This is a genomic window from Streptomyces sp. NPDC050806 (genome assembly GCF_055586425.1).
In genome coordinates this window covers 385,028-404,055 of record NZ_JBVJIF010000002.1, presented here as the reverse complement: position 1 = coordinate 404,055, position 19,028 = coordinate 385,028, and the positions used below count along the sequence as shown (strand labels likewise).

Sequence of the window (19,028 nt, the reverse complement as noted above, 5' to 3'; positions counted from 1 at the left end):
GTTAGCTGTTCACCCGACCGAGGTATTCGCCGGAGCGGGTGTCGACCTTGATCTTCTCACCGGTGGTGATGAAGAGCGGGACCTGGATGACGTGGTCGGTCTCCAGCGTGGCGGGCTTGGTGCCACCGGTGGAGCGGTCGCCCTGGACGCCCGGCTCGGTCTCCTTGATGGACAGCTCGACCGCGGCGGGCAGCTCGACGTAGAGCACCTCGCCGTCGTGCTGCGCGACGACGGCCTCGAAGCCCTCGATGAGGTAGTTCGCGGCGTCACCGACAGCCTTGCGGTCGACCATCAGCTGGTCGTAGGTGTCCATGTCCATGAAGACGAAGTACTCGCCGTCCATGTACGAGAACTGCATCCCGCGCTTGTCGACGTTGGCCGTCTCGACCTTCACGCCGGCGTTGAAGGTCTTGTCCACCACCTTGCCGGAGAGCACGTTCTTCAGCTTGGTACGGACGAAGGCCGGGCCCTTGCCGGGCTTGACGTGCTGGAACTCGACAACGGACCACAGCTGGCCCCCTTCGAGCTTGAGCACCATGCCGTTCTTGAGGTCGTTCGTGGATGCCACGGTTGCGGTATCTCCTGGACTGCAGGTGGTGGGGACCCGGAAGACGCAACGCACGCTCCGGGCCGTCAAGGCTCAGAGGGCGAGCAGCTCCTTGGTCGTGATCGTGAGTAGCTCTGGCCCGCCGTCCGCCTCGGGGCGGACGACGAGTGTGTCGTCGATCCGGACACCGCCGCGGCCCGGGAGGTGAACCCCGGGATCGACAGTGACCGGCACGCAAGCGTCCAGTTTACCCATGGCCGCAGGTGACAGCTGAGGGTCCTCGGCGATTTCGAGCCCCACGCCGTGTCCGGTCCATGGTCCGAGCCCCTCTTCGTGCCCCCCTGAGGCCAGCACCTGCCGCGCCGCGCGGTCCACTTCGCGGCACTCCACGCCGGGCGCGAGCGCCTCCCTGCCTGCCCTCTGGGCTGCGAAGACGAGGTCGTACAGCTCGATCTGCCAGTCCGCCGGCGTGGTGCCGATGACGAACGTACGGCCGATCTCGCAGCGGTAGCCGCGGTAGTCGGCACCCAGGCTCACGGTGAGAAAGTCACCCTCCTCGACCCGTCGGTCGGTGGGCGGATGACCCGGGCGGCCGGAGTTCGGCCCGGTGGCAACGGAGGTGGCGAAGGCCGGGCCGTCCGCGCCGTGGTCGACGAGCCGGCGCTCCAGCTCCAGCGCGAGATGGCGTTCGGTGCGGCCCACGAGGATCGACTCCAGCAGCTCGCCGAGCGCCTGGTCGGTGATCTCGGCGGCGATGCGCAGGCAGGCGATCTCGTCCTGGTCCTTCACCAGCCGCTGCGCCTCCACGGCACAGCCCAGGTCCGCCAGGCGCAGGCCGGGCGCCACGGAGCGCAGCGCGCGGTGCCGGGCCACGGTGAGGTGGTGCTCCTCCACGGCGAGCGTCTCGGCCCCGGCCTTCGCGGCGAGGTCGGCGGCGGCGACGGTCGGGTCGCCCGTGTGCGCGGGCAGCAGGCTGATCCGGAGGTTTTCGGCCGGCCGCCCCTCCGACGGCTCGCCGGTGGGTGCGGTGGGGCAGAGCAGCGTGTCGTCGCCCTCGTGCAGCAGCAGCGCCGCTCCGCGGGGCGCGCAGCCGGTGAGGTAGCGGATGTTGGCGGGGCTCGAAACGAGCGCCGCAGCGGTGTCGGTCGCGCCCGCGCCGGTGCCGGCCGCGGCATAGCGGTCACGCAACCGGGCGCGTCGGGTTGCGTACATGTCTGGCATGTACCGAGCGTACGAGTACGCCGGGAGTCGCGCGCTTTGAGCGCGTCTGTGGGAGTTTCCTGCCCGGTGGGTCCGGCCCGGCGGGGTGCGGGCGGTCGCGGCCTTACGGGGCGGCCGCCCGCGGGGCAACCGGGCCGGCCCCCGTCACCAGGCCGGCGGGCTGGCCAGGCTGCGGGCCACGACCTCGTCGAGCATCCGGGCGGTGGTGGCGACGTCGTGCTGCGAGTTGTCGATGATCGGCAGACCGGAGCTGTACCAGCCGGCCATCCGCCCGTGGATGCGGGCGACCTCCTCGTCGGTCAGCCGGCGGTTGCCGCTGCGCTGGGCGTTGCGTTCGAGCACGATCTCCAGGCCCGGCAGGAGGACGACGGGCAGCAGCCCCGGGCCCACGTGGCGCTTCCAGCCGCCCAGCCCGACCACCGGGCGGTCGGGGAAGACGGCGTCGTCGAGGATGCAGGAGATGCCGTTGGCGAGGAAGTTGCGCGCGGCGAAGCCGCAGGTCCGGCGGGCGAGACGGTACTGCGCCTCGGAGTGGTCGTTCCAGCCCTGCTGCGGGTCGGCGAACCCCGCGCGTACCCATTCGCGTACGTCGTCCAGGCTGATGTGCGCGGTGGGGACGCGGCGGATGTCGGCCCAGTGCCGGGCGACGCTGGTCTTGCCGGCGCCCGCGGGGCCGATGAGCAGCACCGCGACGGCGGCGTGCGCGACGTCGGGCGCGGCCGTGCCGGGCGGCGGCGTGGGCAGCGCGACGGGGTTGCCGGTGGGCAGCTGGATGTGGCCCGTGGCGGTCTCGGGCCGCGCCGCCTGCCGGTTCCCGCCCCAGCCGGCCGGTGCGCCCTGCTGCGGGGGCGGTGGACCGGTGGGAGCGCCCTGCGGCGGAGGCGGGGGGCCGGTCGGCGCGCTCTGCGGCGGAGGGGGCGGGCCCGTGGGAGCGCCCTGCGGCGGAGGCGGTGCGGCCGGTGCCGGGGGCCGCTGCGGCCCGGAGGGTATGGAACGGGCCTGGTGCTCGGCCCAGGCGCCGGCACTGCCCGGCAGATGCGGCGGTGGCAGCGGAGCCCCCCCTGGGTGCTGCATCCGGTGGCTCTCCGTCTCGTGGGGTGAGGTGGTGGGTCGTCAGGCCCGGGTTCTACCGAACGGTACTGCCCCCAACTACCGTTGGGGGAACCCCCGCCCGGCCGTGGTTGTGGCAACGGCCGGGGGCGGTGGGAAGTGCCCGGCGGGCGTCAGGCGGCGATCTCGGCGTGCGCCGCGAGGAGCATCGCCGGGTCCGGGCCCTCCAGCACGGTCGGCTTCGCCAGCCCGTCCAGCACGATGAAGCGCAGCAGGTCGCCCCGGGACTTCTTGTCCACCTTCATCGTCTCCAGCAGCTTGGGCCACTGGTCGCCGCGGTAGGTCAGCGGCAGGCCGACGGCGCCGAGGACGGTGCGGTGCCGGTCGGCGGTCGCGTCGTCCAGCCGCCCGGCGATCCGGCCCAGCTCGGCGGCGAAGACCATGCCCACCGAAACGGCGGCGCCGTGCCGCCAGTTGTACCGCTCGTTCTTCTCGATGGCGTGGGCGAGCGTGTGACCGTAGTTGAGGATCTCCCGCAGGCCCGACTCCTTGAGGTCGGAAGAGACCACCTCGGCCTTGACGCGGATGGCACGTTCGAGCAGCTCGGCGGTGTGCGGCCCGTCGGGGCGCTTCGCGGCCTCCGGGTCGCTCTCGATCAGGTCCAGGATGGCCGGGTCGGAGATGAAGCCCGCCTTGATGACCTCGGCCAGGCCCGAGACGTAGTCGTGCACCGGCAGCGAGTCCAGCGCCGCGAGATCGCACAGCACGCCGGCCGGCGGGTGGAAGGCGCCGACGAGGTTCTTGCCCTCGGCGGTGTTGATGCCCGTCTTGCCGCCCACGGCCGCGTCCACCATGCCCAGCACGGTGGTCGGCACGGCGATCCAGCGGACCCCGCGCAGCCAGGTGGCCGCGACGAAGCCCGCGACGTCCGTGGTGGCGCCGCCGCCGACGCCCACCACGACGTCGGTGCGGGTGAAGCCGGTCTGCCCGAGCGCCTTCCAGCAGTACGCCGCGACCTCGGCGGTCTTGGCCTCCTCGGCGTTCGGCAGCTGGATCGCGATGGCCTCGTACCCCTGGCCCGCGAGGTCCTCGCGCAGCGCCTCTCCGGTGGCGGCCAGCGCCTCGGGGTGCAGGACCGCGACCCGCTTGGCCTGGTTCCCGATCAGCGAGGGCAGCTCGCCCAGCAGCTGCCGGCCGACCAGCACGTCGTACGGGTCCGAACCGGCGGAGCCGCCGATGTGGATACGAGTGGGTGCGTCGGTCATGCTTTCCTCAGCTCCAATGCGTCAAGGACGGCCTCGGCGACGTCCTCGGGGGTGCGCCCCTCCGTGGACACCACCGCGCGGGACACCTCCATGTACAGCGGCCGGCGCTCGGCCATCAGCTCGCGCCAGCGCTGCCGGGGGTTGACCGCCAGCAGCGGGCGCGGCGCGTCCAGGCCCACCCGCTTCACGGCCTCGGCCACGCCCATCTCCAGGAAGACGACGGGCAGCCCGGACAGCAGCTCGCGGGTGGAGGCGTCCAGGATCGCGCCGCCGCCGAGCGCCAGTACCCCGGCGTGGTCGCGCACCGCGGCGCTCACGGCCTGCCGCTCCAGCTCCCGGAAGTGCGGCTCGCCCTCGTCGATGAAGATCTCCGAGATGGGCTTGCCGGCCCCGGCGACGATGTCCGCGTCGGTGTCCCGGAAGGTGGTGCCCAGCCGCTCGGCGAGCGCCAGCCCGGTGGTCGTCTTGCCCACCCCCATGGGGCCGACGAGCACGACGGCCGGGCCGGTCACCGGCTCGCTCACCGGATGGCCAGGTTGTCGAGGAAGGACCGGACGTTTCGGCGGGTCTCCGCGACGCTGTCGCCGCCGAACTTCTCCGCCACGGCGTCCGCGAGGACCAGTGCGACCATGGCCTCGGCGACGATGCCGGCGGCCGGCACGGCGCACACGTCGGAGCGCTGGTGGTGGGCCTGCGCCGCCTCGCCGGTGGTCACGTCGACGGTGGCCAGGGCGCGCGGCACGGTCGCGATCGGCTTCATCGCGGCGCGGACGCGCAGCAGCTCGCCGGTGGTCAGACCGCCCTCGGTACCGCCGGAGCGGCCCGAAGCGCGCTTGATCCCGTCGTCCGTTGCCAGGATCTCGTCGTGCGCCTGGGAACCCGGCACGCGGGCCAGGTCGAAGCCGTCGCCGACCTCGACGCCCTTGATCGCCTGGATGCCCATCAGGGCACCGGCCAAGCGGGCGTCCAGGCGGCGGTCCCAGTGCACATGGCTGCCGAGGCCGACCGGCACGCCGTACGCCAGGACCTCGACCACGCCGCCGAGGGTGTCGCCGTCCTTGTGGGCCTGGTCGATCTCCGCGACCATCGCCTTCGACGCGTCCTGGTCCAGGCAGCGCACCGGGTCGGCGTCCAGCTTCTCCACATCGGAGGGCTTGGGGTACACGCCGTACGGGGCCTTGGCGGCGGCCAGCTCGACGACATGGCTGACGATCTCGATGCCGGCCGTCTCCTTGAGGTAGGAGCGGGCCACGGCACCCAGCGCGACGCGGGCCGCGGTCTCGCGCGCCGAGGCGCGCTCCAGGATCGGGCGGGCCTCGTCGAAGCCGTACTTCTGCATGCCGGCCAGGTCGGCGTGGCCGGGGCGGGGACGGGTCAGCGGGGCGTTGCGGGCCAGCTCGGCCAGCTCGGCCTCGTCGACCGGGTCGGCCGCCATGACCTGCTCCCACTTGGGCCACTCGGTGTTGCCCACCATGACCGCGACCGGCGAGCCCAGGGAGAGGCCGTGCCGCACGCCACCGAGGAAGGTGACCTCGTCACGCTCGAATTTCATCCGGGCACCGCGGCCATAGCCGAGCCGGCGACGGGCCAGGGCGTCCGCCACCATCTCCGTGGTAACGGGGACGCCGGCCGGAAGGCCCTCCAGCGTCGCCACCAGTGCGGGGCCGTGCGACTCCCCCGCCGTCAGCCAGCGCAACCTGCTCAACGGTGCTCCTCGTGTACTGCGCGTACGTTCTTCCCCTGATCCTCCCACGACCGGCCCGGCGGCCGGCGCCCAGTCCAGGGAGCGGACCGCCACGTCCGCCGTCCTGCCGGGCCTCCGGCCGGATACCGCCCCGGCCGGCGGCGGGTCAGCGAGAGGCCAGCGCCGCCTCGCCGGCCTTGCGCATCGCGGCCAGCGGGGCCCGCTCGCAGCCGGTCATCCGCTCGACCTGGAGTACGGCCTGGTGGACCAGGAGGTCCAGGCCGCCGACGACCGGGCCGCCGCGCTCGGACCAGGCCGCGGCCAGCGCGGTGGGCCACGGCTCGTACAGCACGTCGAAGAGGGTGCCGGGCCGCGCGGGCACGGCGGCGGCCAGCGCGTCGGTGGTCCCGGCCGGGGTCGTGGCGATCACCAGGGGCGCCTCGAAGGCGGCCGCCGCGTCGTCCCAGGGGGCGGTGCGGACGGCGACACCGAGCCGCTCGCCCCAGCCGCGCATCTCGTCGGCGCGCGCCTGGCTGCGGACGTACACGGTCACCTCGCCGGTGCAGATGCGGGCGAGCGCGGCGAGCGCCGAGGAGGCGGTGGCGCCGGCGCCGAGGATCGCGGCGCCGTCGACGCTCGTCACGCCGCGCTCGCGCAGCGCCTCCTGGATGCCGGGGATGTCGGTGTTGTCGCCGGTGCGCCGGCCGTCCTCGGTGAAGATCACGGTGTTGACGGCCTCGACGGAGGCGGCGGTCTCGCTGACCCCGTCGAGCAGCGGGATGACCGCGCGCTTCAGCGGCATGGTCAGCGACAGGCCCGCCCACTCGGCGTCGTCCAGCCCCGCCAGGAAGCCCGGCAGCGCCGCCTCGTCGATCTCGAAGCGGCCGTACTCCCGGCCGGTCAGCCCCAGTTCGTCGTACGCGGCGCGGTGCAGCACCGGGGACAGCGAATGGGCGATGGGCGATCCGAGGACCGCCGCCTTGTGGTGGGTTCCTGACACGGGTACTGCCCTCAGCCGTTCTCTCACGGGCCCTGCGCCGGCGGGGCGCCAGGGGCCTAACGGGTCTTGTTGAATTCCGCGACGAGCTTCTCGTGCTCGGCGTAGGTCTTGGCGAACTTCGACTTCCCGTTGATGGCGACGAAGTAGTACCAGCCGTCGTCGGTCGGGTTGACCGCCGCCTTCAGCGCGTCATCGCCCGGATTGCCGATCGGCCCCGGCGGCAGCCCCTTGTAGTAATACGTGTTGTAGGGGTTGTCGTAGTTCTTGATGGCGCTGATCGGAATGTCGAGTTCGCTCTGGTTCTTGATGTAGTTGTACGTCGAGTCGAATTCGAGCCGGCCCCAGGTCTCGGGATTGCTCCGGTCCAGGCGGTTGTAGACGACCTCGGCCATCTTGCGGAAGTCGTCGTGGCTGGTGCCCTCGGCCTGGGTGAGGCTGGCCACCGTGACGAGCTGCATCGGCGATTTCAGCCCGAATTTCTTCGCGTTCGCCACCAGGTCGTAGCGGGCGTAATTCTGCTTGGCCCGCGCGACCATCTGCTTGAGGACGTCCGCCGGTTTCGCCTTGGGGCTCACCGCGTACGTCGAGGGGTAGAGGAAGCCCTCCAGCGGGTCCTTTATGTCGGGGTCGTCGTCCGCCCAGGAGGGCAGGCCGAGGTTCTTCGCCTCGCTCGCGGCGACGCCCTTGGTCGTGCCGGCCTTCAGGTCGAGCTTCTTGTCGATCCGCTCGTAGACCGAGACCGCCCGCATGCCCTCCGGGATCGTCATGCCGTTGCGGCTCTCCGGGCTGAGCATCAGCTCCACCGCCGACGCCGCCGACATGCCCTTGCGCAGCGTGTACGCGCCGGGCTGGAGGCCGCTCTCGGCCTTGGGGTTCTCGGTGACCGCCGCGGTGAACGCGTCGGCGCTCTTGACCACGCCCTCCTTCTTGAGGAGCAGCCCCATCTGCAGCACGGGCGAGCCGTCCGGGATCTCCACCTGGACGCTGCCGCTGCCCTCGCCGTCGAAGTCCGGCGGCGGGGCGAAGCGGTCGTAGGCGAGGTAACCGCCGCCGCCGATCACCGCGAGGGCGACGACCGCGGCGACCGCGCGGCCGCGGCGCTTCGGGCGCTGGTCCCGGTCGCGGCGGTCCCGTGCCGACCGGCGCTTCTCGCGCGGCGCCGGGTCCTCCTCGGGGCCGTCGTCCGCGTGGCCGCCGGAGAAGAAGGCGTGGTCCGGCTCCGGTTCGGGCCGGGCCGGCTCGTCCTGCCAGGGCGTGTCCTGCCCCGCCGCCTGCCAGTCGTCGCCCGGCGGGCCGCCGGGGACGACGGGCATGGCTGCCGTCTGGTCGTGCCCGGCCGGCTGGACCTGATGCGGCGCCGGGTAGCCGTCGGGCGTGCCGTAGTGGTCCGGCGCCGCGCCGCCGTACGGGTCGGGCTGCTGACCGTAGGGATCGCCCTGGCCGTACGGATCGGGCTGCCGGCCGTAGTGGGTGGGCTGGCCATAGGGGTCGGACTGGTGGCCGTACGGGTCGTACGGCACGCCGCCGGTCTGCCCGGCCTGGCCGTACGGGTCGTACTGCTGCTGGCCGTACTGGTGCTGCTGGTGGCCGGGAGCGCCGTACCAGCCCTGCTGCCCCTGTCCCGCGTAGGCGTCCTGACCCGCATAGGGGTCCTGGCTCCCGTAGGAAGCCTGGCCGCCGTAGGCGCCCTGGTCACCGTAGGACTCTCCGTAGAGAGGGTCCTCGGGATGCCAGGGTTCGGAGCCGTAGCCCCGGCCGTACTCAGTCATCGATCCCCTAGAGCCGCGAGGCGGTGCGCTCCGTGGTCGCAGCGCGGCTTGTGTACTGACCGCCTCTTCTTGCGCCCGCCACTGTTCGAACGCGGCCGGTCGCGCGGAACGTTACCGTACCGCGATCAGGCGTCCGCCTCGACGCTCTCACCAGGGACCTGACCGGACGTGCGTTCGGTTTCCAGGGCGCTCTGCAGGATGACCACGGCCGCCGCCTGATCGATGGCGGAACGTCCCTTCTTGGCCTTCACGCCGGAGGCGCGCATCCCCTGCGCCGCCGTGACGGTCGACATCCGCTCGTCCACCAGCCGTACCGGCACCGGCGCGATGTTCTTCGCCATCTCCCGCGCGAACGCCCGCACCTTGGCCGCGGCCGGCCCCTCTCCCCCGTTCAGGGAGCGGGGCAGGCCGACGACGACCTCCAGCGGTTCGTACTCCTCGATGATCGCCTTCAGCCGCCGGTGGGCGGCCGGGACGTCACGTCCCGGCACGGTCTCCACCGGGGTCGCGAGGACCCCGTCGGGGTCGCACGAGGCGACCCCGATGCGGGCGTCCCCGACGTCGACGGCGATCCGCCTGCCGCGTCGCATACCGCTCACGTGCCTCAGCCGGCCTGGGCGACGAGCCGCTCGACGGCCTCGATGGCCTCGGGCACGGCGGCGGCGTTCTGGCCACCGCCCTGGGCGACGTCCGGCTTGCCGCCGCCACCGCCGCCGAGCGTCTTGGCGGCCGCACGGACCAGCTCGCCGGCCTTGATGCCGCGCTCGCGGGCGGCCTCGTTGGTGGCGATCACGGTCACCGGGCGGCCATTGGCCACCGAGAAGAGGGCGACGACGGCCGGGCGGTCGGACGCCCCCGACATCTGATCCAGCCGGCCGCGCACGTCCAGGACGAGCTTGCGCAGGTCGTCGGCGGAGGTGCCGTCGGGCACCTGGCCGGAGGCCAGCGCGACGCCGCCCACGTTCTTGGCGCCGGCGGCGAGCCCGGCGGCGGCCTGCAGGACCTTCTCCGCGCGGAACTGCTCGATCTGCTTCTCGGCCTCCTTGAGCTTGGCGAGCACGCCGGAGACCTTCTCCGGCAGCTCCTCGGGCCGGCCCTTGACCAGCTCGGTGAGCTGCGAGACGACCGTGTGCTCACGGGCCAGGAAGTTGTACGCGTCCACGCCCACCAGGGCCTCCACGCGGCGCACGCCGGAGCCGATGGAGGACTCGCCGAGCAGCTTCACCAGGCCCAGCTGGGCGGTGTTGTGGACGTGCGTACCGCCGCACAGCTCCTTGGAGAAGTCGCCGATGGTGACCACGCGGACCCGGTCGCCGTACTTCTCGCCGAACTCGGCGATGGCGCCCTGCTTCTTCGCGTCGTCCATGCTCATCACCTCGGCGGTGACGTCCAGTTCGCGCGAGAGCACCTCGTTGATCTTCTGCTCGACGTCGGTGAGGACCGTGCCGGGCACGGCGGCCGGCGAGCCGAAGTCGAACCGGAAGCGGCCCGGGGAGTTCTCCGAACCGGCCTGGGCGGCGGTGGGCCCGAGGGCGTCCCGCAGCGCCTGGTGGGTGAGGTGGGTGGCGCTGTGGGCGCGGGCGATGGCCCGGCGGCGCTTGATGTCGATGGTGGCGTACGCGGGCGAGCCCACGGTGATCTCGCCGACCTGGACCGATCCCTTGTGGACGGTGACACCCGGGACCGGCTGCTGGACGTCGCGGACCTCGATCACGGCGCCGGTGTCGGTCTTGATGCGGCCGGTGTCGGCGAGCTGGCCGCCGCCCTCGGCGTAGAACGGGGTGCGGTCCAGCACGACCTCGACCTCGTCGCCCTCGTGGGCCGCGGGAGCCGAGGCACCGTTGACGACCAGGCCGACGACCGTGGACTCGCCGTCGGTGTCGGTGTAGCCGGTGAAGACGGTGGAGCCGGACTTGTCGGCGACCTCGCGGTAGGCCGACATGTCGGCGTGGCCGTGCTTCTTGGCCTGGGCGTCGGCCTTGGCGCGCTCCCGCTGCTCCTTCATCAGGCGGCGGAAGCCGTCCTCGTCCACCGACAGGCCCTGCTCCGCGGCCATTTCGAGGGTGAGGTCGATCGGGAAGCCCCAGGTGTCGTGGAGCAGGAACGCCTTGTCGCCGGCGAGGACCTTGCCGCCGGCGGCCTTGGTCTCGGTCACGGCGGTGTCGAGGATGTTCGTGCCGGCCTTCAGCGTCTTGAGGAAGGCGGCCTCCTCGGCGAGGGCGACGGTCTCGATGCGCTTGCGGTCCTGGAGGAGCTCCGGGTACTGCCGGCCCATCGTCTTGATGACCACGTCGACGAGGTCGGCGACGACCGGGTCGGTGGCGCCGAGGATGCGCATGTTGCGGATGGCGCGGCGCATGATGCGGCGCAGCACGTAGCCGCGGCCCTCGTTGCCGGGCGTGACGCCGTCACCGATGAGCATGACGGAGGTGCGCATGTGGTCGGCGACGACGCGCAGCGAGACGTCGGTGTCCTGGCCGGCACCGTAGGCGACGCCGGTGAGGTCCGTGGCCTTGTCGATGACGACGCGCAGGGTGTCGGTCTCGTACATGTTCTGCACGCCCTGCAGGATCATCGCGAGGCGTTCGAGGCCGAGGCCGGTGTCGATGTTCTTGCTGGGCAGCTCGCCGAGGATCTCGAAGTCCTCCTTCGAGGTCCCGGCGCCGCGCTCGTACTGCATGAAGACCAGGTTCCAGATCTCCACGTACCGCTCGTCGTTGACGGCCGGGCCGCCCTCGACCCCGAACTCCGGGCCGCGGTCGTAGTTGATCTCGGAGCACGGGCCGCAGGGGCCGGGAACGCCCATGGACCAGTAGTTCTCCGACTTGCCCAGGCGCTGGATGCGCTCCTTGGGCACGCCGACGACCTCGTGCCAGATGCGCTCGGCCTCGTCGTCGTCCAGGTACACGGTCACCCAGAGCTTCTCGGGCTCCAGGCCGTAGCCGCCCTCCGCCACGGGAGTCGTCAGCAACTCCCAGGCGTACTTGATGGCGCCTTCCTTGAAGTAGTCGCCGAAGGAGAAGTTGCCGCACATCTGGAAGAACGTGCCGTGCCGGGTGGTCTTGCCGACCTCTTCGATGTCCGGCGTGCGCACGCACTTCTGGACGCTGGTGGCGCGCGGCGCCGGCGGCTTGACCTCACCGAGGAAGTACGGCTTGAAGGGGACCATGCCCGCGGGGACCAGCAGCAGCGTCGGGTCGTCCGCGATGAGCGACGCCGAGGGCACGACGGTGTGCCCGCGCTCCTCGAAGAAGCTCAGCCAGCGGCGGCGGATTTCAGCCGACTCCATCAGTGGTCCTCGTTTCGGTTCGGTCCGGTTGTCCGGGTGATACGTGTCGGGGGGTGGTGCGGGGCGAGGGCGTCGGTCCGGCGGGCGGGCGGCAGTTCGCGCGCCGCTCCGGTCTCCGTCAGACCGAGCGCTTCGTGCAACTGCTCTTCACGGTCCGCCATTCCGTCGCGTACGTCCAATGCAAATCGGCGCAGCCGGTGTCCGGTCGCCACCGCCTTGTCCGCTGCCTGCGCCGCGAGACTGTCGGGCTGGAGCTTGCGCAGCTTGCTGTGGACCTTGTTGGTGGCCCACACCCCGGCGGCTGCGCCGGTGGTGAACCAGAATGCGCGGCGGAACATCGCGGTGATCAGTCCTTGGTACGGCGGTTGCGGCGCCCGCTGCGGCGGGCGGCTGGCAGGGTGCGGCCGACGACGACGGGGGGCTCGGGCGCGGGCGCGCCTTTCCGGCCGATCGCACGGCGGACGCCGTAGCCGAACGCCGCGACCTTGACCAGCGGCCCGCCGAAGGCGGAGGAGACGGTCGAGGAGAGCGCGGAGGCGTTGGCCGTGACCTCTTGCACGTCGGAGGTGATCGCGTCGACGCGGGCGAGCTGGGTGTGCGCGGAGCGGACGGTCTCGGACGCGTCGGCGAGCAGCGGCACGGCCTTCTCGGACACCTCGGAGACCATCTTCGTCGTCGCCCTCAGCGTCTGCGCGAGCCTCACCAGCACGAGGGCGAGGAACGACACGAGGATCGCCCAGAAGACGGCCACGAGGATCCCGGCCACCTCTCCACCGGACACGCTCACACCACTTTCCGACTGGTTCTCTGCTTGTCTCGTCCTGCTCGATCGGCAGGTGTCGACCCTATCGCGCCGGGGCTCCCCGTCCGCACCGTGTTCCCGTGTGCCACGGCCGGTTCCGGGGGCAGCGGCGCCGCGGCGGACCGCGCGCCGGGGCCGACGCGGCGCGATTGTACGGTCCGCACACCGCCGAGTACGCTCCGTGTGCCATGCGACGCTCCCGGGGACCGGATCCCGCCTTCCGAGACCACCGCGTCCGTCTGCCGGGCCCGGGCAATCTGCCCGCGGAACTGAACCGGTTCGTCGGACGGGTGGACGAACTGGCCGCACTGACCGGAATGGTGACCGACGCGCGGCTGGTGGCGCTCACGGGGATGGGCGGGGTCGGCAAGACACGGCTCGCCACGCAGGCGGGCCGGGCGCTCGGGGACCGCTTCCGCGACGGGGTGTGGCTGATCGAACTGTCCGACGTGCGGGAGCCGCACCTCCTGGACCACGCCGTCGCCGAGGCGCTGGAGCTGGCCGACCACAGCGGCCGTCCGACCCGGGACGCGCTCTGCGACGACCTCGCCGGCCGCGAGCTGCTGCTGGTCCTGGACGGCTACGAGCACCTGGTGGACGCGTGCGCGCCGCTGGTGGCGCGGCTGCTGCGCCGGGCCCCGGACCTCCGGGTGCTGGCCGCGGGGCGGCGCCCGCTGGGCCTGCCGGGCGAGCGGAACCTTCCGCTGCTGCCGCTGCCCGACGCGGACGCCGGGGAGCTGTTCGCCGACCGGGCGGGCTGCGTCGTCGCCGGGTTCACCGTCGACGGGTCGAACAGTGCAGCGGTGGCCGAGCTGTGCCACCGGCTCGACGGCATCCCGCTGGCCCTGGAGCTGGCCGCCGGCCGGCTGCGGGTGCTCTCCGTCCAGCAGGTGGTGCACCGCCTGGACGACCGCTTCCGGCTGCTGACCGGGACCGACCCCGTGGCCCTCCCCCGCCACCAGACCCTGCGCACGGCCATCGGCTGGAGCCACGAGCTGTGCTCGCCCGAGGAGCGGCTGCTGTGGGCGCGGCTGTCGGTGTTCGGCGGGCAGTTCGACCTGGAGGCGGCCGAGTACGTGTGCTCGGGGCGCGACCTGCCCGCCGAGGACCTGATGGACGTGCTGTCCGAGCTGGTCGCGCAGTCGGTGGTGGTCCGCGAGGAGACCCGGGCCGGGGTGCGGTACCGGATGCTGGACACCGTACGGGCCTACGGCGCCGACTGGCTGGCGGCGCTGGACGACACCGAGCGGCTGCGGCGCCGGCACCGCGACTGGTACGTGGGCCTGGCCACCTGGTGCGAGCTGGACTGGTTCGGGCCGCGCCAGGACGAGGTGGCCGCCCGGATCGACGTGGAGCTGCCCAACGTACGGCTGGCGCTGGAGCACAGCCTGGAGGTGCCGGAGGAGGCGTACCTGGGGCAGTTCCTGGCCGGGACGCTGTGGTTCTTCTGGGTCGGCTGCGGCCGGCTCTCGGAGGGGCGGCACTGGCTGGAGCGGTCCCTGGCCATGCCCGCCGACCATCACGACGCGCGGCTGAAGGCGCTCTGGGTGACCGGTTACGTCGCGGTCCTCCAGGGCGATCCGGCCGGCGCCCGGCGCGCGCTGGAGCAGTGCCGGGCGGAGGCGCGGTACGCGGGCAACGCACGGGCCGCCGCGTACGCGCAGCACCGGCTGGGCTGCCTGGCGCTGACCGGGGACGACGTGCCGCGCGCCGAGACGCTGCTGCGGGCGGCGCTGACCGCCTACCGGGAGGCCGGCGAGCTGAACAGCAACGTGCTGATGGCGCAGGTCGAGCTGGCGATGGCGGTGGCCTTCGGCGGCGACCTGGCGACGGCGGAGGAGCTGTGCGTCGAGGTGCGCGAGGTCTGCGCGGACCACGGCGAGCGCTGGGCCCGGGCGTACGCGCTGTACGTGCTGGCCTACGCGGCCTGGACGCGGCGGGACCTGGCGGGCGCCCGGCAGCTGCTGACCGAGTGCCTGGTGATCGACCACGCCTTCCACGACCTGCTGGGCGCGGTGCTGGCGGTGGAGCTGCTGGCGCTGGTCACGGTGGACGAGGGGGACGCGGCGGAGGCGGCGGTGCTGCAGGGCGTCGCGGCGGGGATCTGGCCCGCGGTCGGACCGCAGCTGTTCGGTTCCCGGAGCTTCAACCGGCCGCACGAGCTGTGCGCGCGGCTGGCCCGTGAGCAGCTGGGGGACGCGGGGTACGAGGCGGCCGTGCGGCGGGGCGGGGCGCTGGACCTGGACGCGGCCGTCACGCGGGTGCTGGGCGGCCTTCCGCGGCCGCGCGGATCCGCGGGCGGCGGCACGGCCCCGGGAACGGGCGAGCCCGCCGTCTCACCGGCCGTGAACGGCGGGGAGACGGCGGGCTGAGGGGCGGCACGCCGCAGTGCGGCGCGCTGCCCGTGCACTGCCGGGCGGGATCCGCCCGGCGCGCGGAGTACGGGGCTCGCTCAGCGGGCGTAGTACTCGACGACCAGCTGCTCGTCGCAGATGACCGGGATCTCCTTGCGGTTGGGGTCCCGGTCCAGGCGGAACGCCAGGGCCTGGAGGTTGACCTCCAGGTAGCGGGGGGTCTCGCCCTCGCCGGCGTAGCCACCCTCACGGGCAACCTGGAAGGGGTGCTTCTCGCGGCTGCGCTCGCGGACCATCACCACGTCGCCGGGGCGGACGCGGAAGGACGGCTTGTCGACCTTGCGGTCGTTCACCGAGATGTGGCCGTGGACCACCATCTGGCGGGCCTGGTAGATCGTCCGGGCGAGACCCGAACGCAGGACGAGCGCGTCCAGACGGCGCTCAAGCTCGATGATCAGCGCTTCGCCTGTCTTGCTGTCGACCTTCCGAGCGCGGTCGTAGGCGCGCACCATCTGGCGCTCGCTGATGTCGTACTGCGCACGCAGACGCTGCTTCTCCAGCAGGCGGACCTTGTAGTCACTGTTCTGCTTGCGGCCACGGCCGTGCTCGCCGGGCGGGTAGGGACGGGCCTCGAAGTACTTGACGGCCTTCGGCGTCAGGGCGATGCCGAGCGCGCGGGACTTCTTGACCTTGGGACGCGACTGGTTCACGTGGAACGGACCTCCATGTAAGTTAGGTGAGGCTTACCTTAGCAGCGCGAGGAGACCGCATGTTTCGACCTGGGAACCCCCTGCCCAGTGCAGACCAGAGCACAGAGGCGGGTCAGCCGCGTCCCACGGAAGACGCCCAGCAGCCAACCGCCGCCGAGCGTGTGCGAACCCTCGTGGATTCCCATGCTATGGCGTCGCTGACCATTCCCGGAGTCCACGATCTCGACGAAGCCGGTTTCGCCGCGCCCACCTGCAGAACCGTCGACAGCTCAGGAGACGTGCTAATCCTGGTTCCTGGGGACTCGGCGGCCGCTCGCGCCGCCGCGCACGCCCAGGACGACGACGTCACCGCAGTGATGGAACTCACGGATGTCGCACCCGTTTCGGTGCCCCATCGCATCCGCGGACGGGCCTGGGTGGCCGGCTGGCTCACCCCGGTACGCGGCGAGGACCGGGCCCGGGCCGCCCGGCTGCTCGCCGAGCGGCACCCCGTCGGGGAGCTGCTGGGCATCGGCGAGGCACTGCGCCCCGACCCGGTCCCCGGCGCCGTCCAGCGCGCCCCGTGGATGATGCTCCGCCTGGAGGTCGGCGAGGCCACTGTGGACGATCTGTGGGGCGCCGACTCCGTCGAGCCCGAGGAGTTCGCACAGGCCGCTCCGGACCCCGTGGCGGGCCACGAGGCCGAGCTCCTGCAGCACCTGCACACCGCCCACGGCGAGCAGGTACGCGACCTGTGCGGGCTGCTGGGCGATCGGGCCGAGCAGATCTGCGCGGCGCGCGGCTCCGTCGTCCCCGTGGCGCTGGACCGCTTCGGCCTGCGGGTCCGCTTCTCCGACCCCGAGACGCAGACCTTTGACGCCCGCTTCGACTTCCCCACGCCCGTACGGGACCTGATGGAGCTCCGGCGGGCTATGCACCACCTCTTCGACGCCGCGGCGTGAGTGCCCGCGACGGCAACGGCGCCGTCCCGGTCACCGCGTCCGCGCGGCGCCGCGCCCCGCAGAAAGAACCGCCCCTCCCGGCACGAAGCCGGGAGGGGCGGTGCGCTTACGGCGGCGGGCCGCCGGGGCGCGTCAGGCGCTGAGCGCGGCGAGGGCCTTGTTCAGCGTGCCGGACGGGCGCATGACGGCCGCGGCCTTCGCCGAGTCGGGCTGGTAGTAGCCGCCGATGTCGGCCGGCTTGCCCTGGACGGCGATCAGCTCGTCGACGATCGTCTGCTCCTGCTCGGCCAGCGTCGCGGCCAGGGCCGCGAATGCCTCCGCGAGCGGCGCGTCGTCGGTCTGCTTGGCCAGCTCCTGGGCCCAGTACAGGGCCAGGTAGAAGTGGCTGCCGCGGTTGTCGATACCGCCCAGCTTGCGGCTGGGCGACTTGTTCTCGGCCAGGAACGTGCCGGTGGCGCGGTCCAGGGTGTCCGCGAGGATCTGGGCGCGCGCGTTGTCCGTCTTCTGCGCCAGGTGCTCGAAGCTCACCGCGAGCGCGAGGAACTCACCCAGGCTGTCCCAGCGCAGGTAGTTCTCCTTGACCAGCTGCTGGACGTGCTTGGGCGCGGAGCCGCCGGCACCGGTCTCGAAGAGACCGCCGCCGTTGATGAGCGGCACGACCGAGAGCATCTTGGCGCTCGTGCCGAGCTCCAGGATCGGGAACAGGTCGGTGAGGTAGTCACGCAGCACGTTGCCGGTCACCGAGATGGTGTTCTCGCCGCGGCGGATGCGCTCCACCGAGAACTTCGTGGCCTCGACCGGGGACATGATCTCGATCTGCAGGCCCTCGGTGTCGTGCTCCGGGAGGTACTGCTTGACCTTGGCGATGAGGTTCGCGTCGTGCGCACGGCCCTCGTCCAGCCAGAACACGGCCGGGTCGCCGGTCGCGCGGGCGCGGGTGACGGCCAGCTTGACCCAGTCGCGGATCGGCACGTCCTTGGTCTGGCAGGCGCGGAAGATGTCGCCGGCGCTGACCGTCTGCTCCAGCAGCGCGGTGCCGTTGCCGTCGACGACCCGCACGGTGCCGGTGGCGGGCACCTCGAAGGTCTTGTCGTGGCTGCCGTACTCCTCGGCCTTCTGCGCCATCAGGCCGACGTTCGGCACCGAGCCCATGGTCGAGGGGTCGTACGCGCCGTTCGCCCGGCAGTCGTCGATGACGGCCTGGTAGATGCCGGCGTACGAGCTGTCCGGGATGACCGCGAGGGCGTCCTGCTCCTGGTCGTCCTTGTTCCACATGTGGCCGGAGGTGCGGATCATGGCCGGCATGGAGGCGTCGACGATGACGTCGCTGGGGACGTGCAGGTTGGTGATGCCGCGGTGGGAGTCGACCATCGCCAGGTCCGGGCCCTCGGCGAGCTCGGCGTCGAAGGAGGCCTTGATCTCCTCGCCCTGGGGCAGCGCCTCCAGGCCCTTCCAGATGCCGCCGAGACCGTCGTTCGGCGTCAGGCCCGCACCGGCGAGCACGTCCGCGTACTTCGCGAAGGTCTTCGGGAAGAAGGCGCGCACCACGTGGCCGAAGATGATCGGGTCCGAGACCTTCATCATCGTGGCCTTGAGGTGCACCGAGAACAGCACGCCCTCGGCCTTGGCGCGGGCGACCTGCTCCTTGAGGAACTCGCGCAGCGCGCCGACGCGCATGACGGAGGCGTCCACGACCTCGCCCGCCAGGACCGGCACCGACTCGCGCAGCACGGTGGTGGAGCCGTCGTCGCCGACCAGCTCGATCTTCAGCGCGCCGTCCTCGGCGATGACGACGGACTTCTCGGTGGAGCGGAAGTCGTCGCCGGTCATGTGCGCGACGTTCGTCTTGGAGTCGGCGGTCCAGGCGCCCATGCGGTGCGGGTTGGCCTTGGCGTAGTTCTTGACCGACGCGGGGGCGCGGCGGTCGGAGTTGCCCTCGCGCAGGACCGGGTTGACGGCCGAGCCCTTGACCTTGTCGTAGCGGGCGCGGATGTCGCGCTCCTCGTCGGTCTTCGGGTCGTCCGGGTAGTCCGGCAGCGCGTAACCCTGCTCCTGCAGCTCGGCGACGGCCGCCTTGAGCTGCGGGATCGAGGCCGAGATGTTCGGCAGCTTGATGATGTTCGCCTCGGGCGTCTTCGCCAGCTCGCCGAGCTCGGCCAGCGCGTCGTCGATGCGCTGGTCCTCCCGAAGACGCTCGGGGAAGCTGGCGATGATCCGGCCCGCCAGCGAGATGTCACGGCTCTCCACGGCGACACCGGCAGTCGAGGCGTAGGCCTCGATCACCGGCATGAAGGAATACGTCGCCAGGGCCGGGGCCTCGTCGGTGTGCGTATAGATGATGGTCGAGTCAGTCACCGGTGCTCCGCTCCACGTCTGCAACATTGCTCGACATCAAG

At 72.2% G+C, this 19,028-nt stretch carries 16 protein-coding genes; 2 read left to right on the top strand and 14 right to left on the bottom strand.

Annotation, left to right across the window (positions count from 1 at the left end; all coding sequences use genetic code 11):
• Nucleotide 1: 1 nt before the first annotated feature.
• From efp to ACZ6WH_RS07220, 12 genes are all read right to left on the bottom strand, one after another.
• Entirely contained in the window at nucleotides 2-568 is a 567-nt protein-coding gene (gene efp, locus ACZ6WH_RS07275; RefSeq protein WP_361562219.1) for an elongation factor P, read from the bottom strand.
• Between the two features lie 72 nt (nucleotides 569-640).
• On the bottom strand, nucleotides 641-1,759 hold the full coding sequence (locus tag ACZ6WH_RS07270) for an aminopeptidase P family protein (RefSeq protein ID WP_432864171.1): 1,119 nt from the start codon (nucleotides 1,757-1,759) through the stop codon (nucleotides 641-643).
• A 153-nt stretch (nucleotides 1,760-1,912) separates the two neighbouring features.
• Nucleotides 1,913-2,842 carry an AAA family ATPase gene (locus ACZ6WH_RS07265; protein ID WP_469726660.1) on the bottom strand — a complete coding sequence of 310 codons (930 nt, stop codon included), beginning with the start codon at nucleotides 2,840-2,842 and terminating at the stop codon, nucleotides 1,913-1,915.
• A 149-nt stretch (nucleotides 2,843-2,991) separates the two neighbouring features.
• Entirely contained in the window at nucleotides 2,992-4,083 is a 1,092-nt protein-coding gene (gene aroB, locus ACZ6WH_RS07260; RefSeq protein ID WP_432851802.1) for a 3-dehydroquinate synthase, read from the bottom strand.
• A complete protein-coding gene (locus ACZ6WH_RS07255) occupies nucleotides 4,080-4,595 on the bottom strand; it encodes a shikimate kinase (RefSeq protein ID WP_432864175.1) in 516 nt (171 codons plus the stop codon). The genes aroB and ACZ6WH_RS07255 overlap by 4 nt, the downstream gene beginning before the upstream one ends.
• A gap of 8 nt (nucleotides 4,596-4,603) precedes the next feature.
• Nucleotides 4,604-5,788, bottom strand: coding sequence for a chorismate synthase (gene aroC, locus ACZ6WH_RS07250; RefSeq protein ID WP_469726658.1), 1,185 nt, complete (start codon nucleotides 5,786-5,788; stop codon nucleotides 4,604-4,606).
• A gap of 145 nt (nucleotides 5,789-5,933) precedes the next feature.
• Nucleotides 5,934-6,767: a shikimate dehydrogenase gene (locus ACZ6WH_RS07245; RefSeq protein ID WP_469726656.1), complete on the bottom strand. Its 834-nt coding sequence runs from the start codon at nucleotides 6,765-6,767 to the stop codon at nucleotides 5,934-5,936.
• Between the two features lie 56 nt (nucleotides 6,768-6,823).
• Complete coding sequence (mltG, locus tag ACZ6WH_RS07240) at nucleotides 6,824-8,536, bottom strand: endolytic transglycosylase MltG (RefSeq protein WP_469726655.1); 1,713 nt, start codon at nucleotides 8,534-8,536, stop codon at nucleotides 6,824-6,826.
• A 125-nt stretch (nucleotides 8,537-8,661) separates the two neighbouring features.
• On the bottom strand, nucleotides 8,662-9,126 hold the full coding sequence (ruvX, locus tag ACZ6WH_RS07235; RefSeq protein WP_432851809.1) for a Holliday junction resolvase RuvX: 465 nt from the start codon (nucleotides 9,124-9,126) through the stop codon (nucleotides 8,662-8,664).
• Between the two features lie 14 nt (nucleotides 9,127-9,140).
• Nucleotides 9,141-11,825: an alanine--tRNA ligase gene (alaS, locus tag ACZ6WH_RS07230; protein ID WP_469726653.1), complete on the bottom strand. Its 2,685-nt coding sequence runs from the start codon at nucleotides 11,823-11,825 to the stop codon at nucleotides 9,141-9,143.
• Nucleotides 11,825-12,163 carry a DUF6167 family protein gene (locus ACZ6WH_RS07225; protein WP_432851813.1) on the bottom strand — a complete coding sequence of 113 codons (339 nt, stop codon included), beginning with the start codon at nucleotides 12,161-12,163 and terminating at the stop codon, nucleotides 11,825-11,827. The genes alaS and ACZ6WH_RS07225 overlap by 1 nt, the downstream gene beginning before the upstream one ends.
• An 8-nt stretch (nucleotides 12,164-12,171) precedes the next feature.
• Nucleotides 12,172-12,606: a DUF948 domain-containing protein gene (locus tag ACZ6WH_RS07220; RefSeq protein ID WP_432851815.1), complete on the bottom strand. Its 435-nt coding sequence runs from the start codon at nucleotides 12,604-12,606 to the stop codon at nucleotides 12,172-12,174.
• Nucleotides 12,607-12,815: 209 nt separating this feature from the next.
• Between ACZ6WH_RS07220 and ACZ6WH_RS07215 the strand changes: the two genes are divergently transcribed.
• Nucleotides 12,816-14,999 (top strand): ATP-binding protein, encoded by a 2,184-nt coding sequence (locus ACZ6WH_RS07215; protein WP_469726651.1) that lies wholly within the window; start codon nucleotides 12,816-12,818, stop codon nucleotides 14,997-14,999.
• An 80-nt stretch (nucleotides 15,000-15,079) separates the two neighbouring features.
• Here the strand turns inward: ACZ6WH_RS07215 and rpsD are convergent, their stop codons facing one another.
• Nucleotides 15,080-15,691: a 30S ribosomal protein S4 gene (gene rpsD / locus ACZ6WH_RS07210; protein WP_052868130.1), complete on the bottom strand. Its 612-nt coding sequence runs from the start codon at nucleotides 15,689-15,691 to the stop codon at nucleotides 15,080-15,082.
• 188 nt (nucleotides 15,692-15,879) lie between these two features.
• Between rpsD and ACZ6WH_RS07205 the strand changes: the two genes are divergently transcribed.
• Entirely contained in the window at nucleotides 15,880-16,632 is a 753-nt protein-coding gene (locus ACZ6WH_RS07205) for a DUF2470 domain-containing protein (protein WP_432851819.1), read from the top strand.
• Nucleotides 16,633-16,764: 132 nt separating this feature from the next.
• Here the strand turns inward: ACZ6WH_RS07205 and ACZ6WH_RS07200 are convergent, their stop codons facing one another.
• Nucleotides 16,765-18,987 (bottom strand): NADP-dependent isocitrate dehydrogenase, encoded by a 2,223-nt coding sequence (locus ACZ6WH_RS07200; RefSeq protein ID WP_432851821.1) that lies wholly within the window; start codon nucleotides 18,985-18,987, stop codon nucleotides 16,765-16,767.
• Between the last annotated feature and the right edge of the window lie 41 nt (nucleotides 18,988-19,028).

Bases quoted from the DNA above. Each gene is read 5' to 3' on its own strand.
- ACZ6WH_RS07270 (WP_432864171.1), bottom strand. From the start codon at position 1,759: ATGTACGCAACCCGACGCGCCCGGTTGCGTGACCGCTATGCCGCGGCC.
- ACZ6WH_RS07265 (WP_469726660.1), bottom strand. From the start codon at position 2,842: ATGCAGCACCCAGGGGGGGCTCCGCTGCCACCGCCGCATCTGCCGGGC.
- aroB (WP_432851802.1), bottom strand. From the start codon at position 4,083: ATGACCGACGCACCCACTCGTATCCACATCGGCGGCTCCGCCGGTTCG.
- mltG (WP_469726655.1), bottom strand. From the start codon at position 8,536: ATGACTGAGTACGGCCGGGGCTACGGCTCCGAACCCTGGCATCCCGAG.
- ruvX (WP_432851809.1), bottom strand. From the start codon at position 9,126: ATGCGACGCGGCAGGCGGATCGCCGTCGACGTCGGGGACGCCCGCATC.
- alaS (WP_469726653.1), bottom strand. From the start codon at position 11,825: ATGGAGTCGGCTGAAATCCGCCGCCGCTGGCTGAGCTTCTTCGAGGAG.
- ACZ6WH_RS07225 (WP_432851813.1), bottom strand. From the start codon at position 12,163: ATGTTCCGCCGCGCATTCTGGTTCACCACCGGCGCAGCCGCCGGGGTG.
- ACZ6WH_RS07215 (WP_469726651.1), top strand. From the start codon at position 12,816: ATGCGACGCTCCCGGGGACCGGATCCCGCCTTCCGAGACCACCGCGTC.
- ACZ6WH_RS07205 (WP_432851819.1), top strand. From the start codon at position 15,880: ATGGCGTCGCTGACCATTCCCGGAGTCCACGATCTCGACGAAGCCGGT.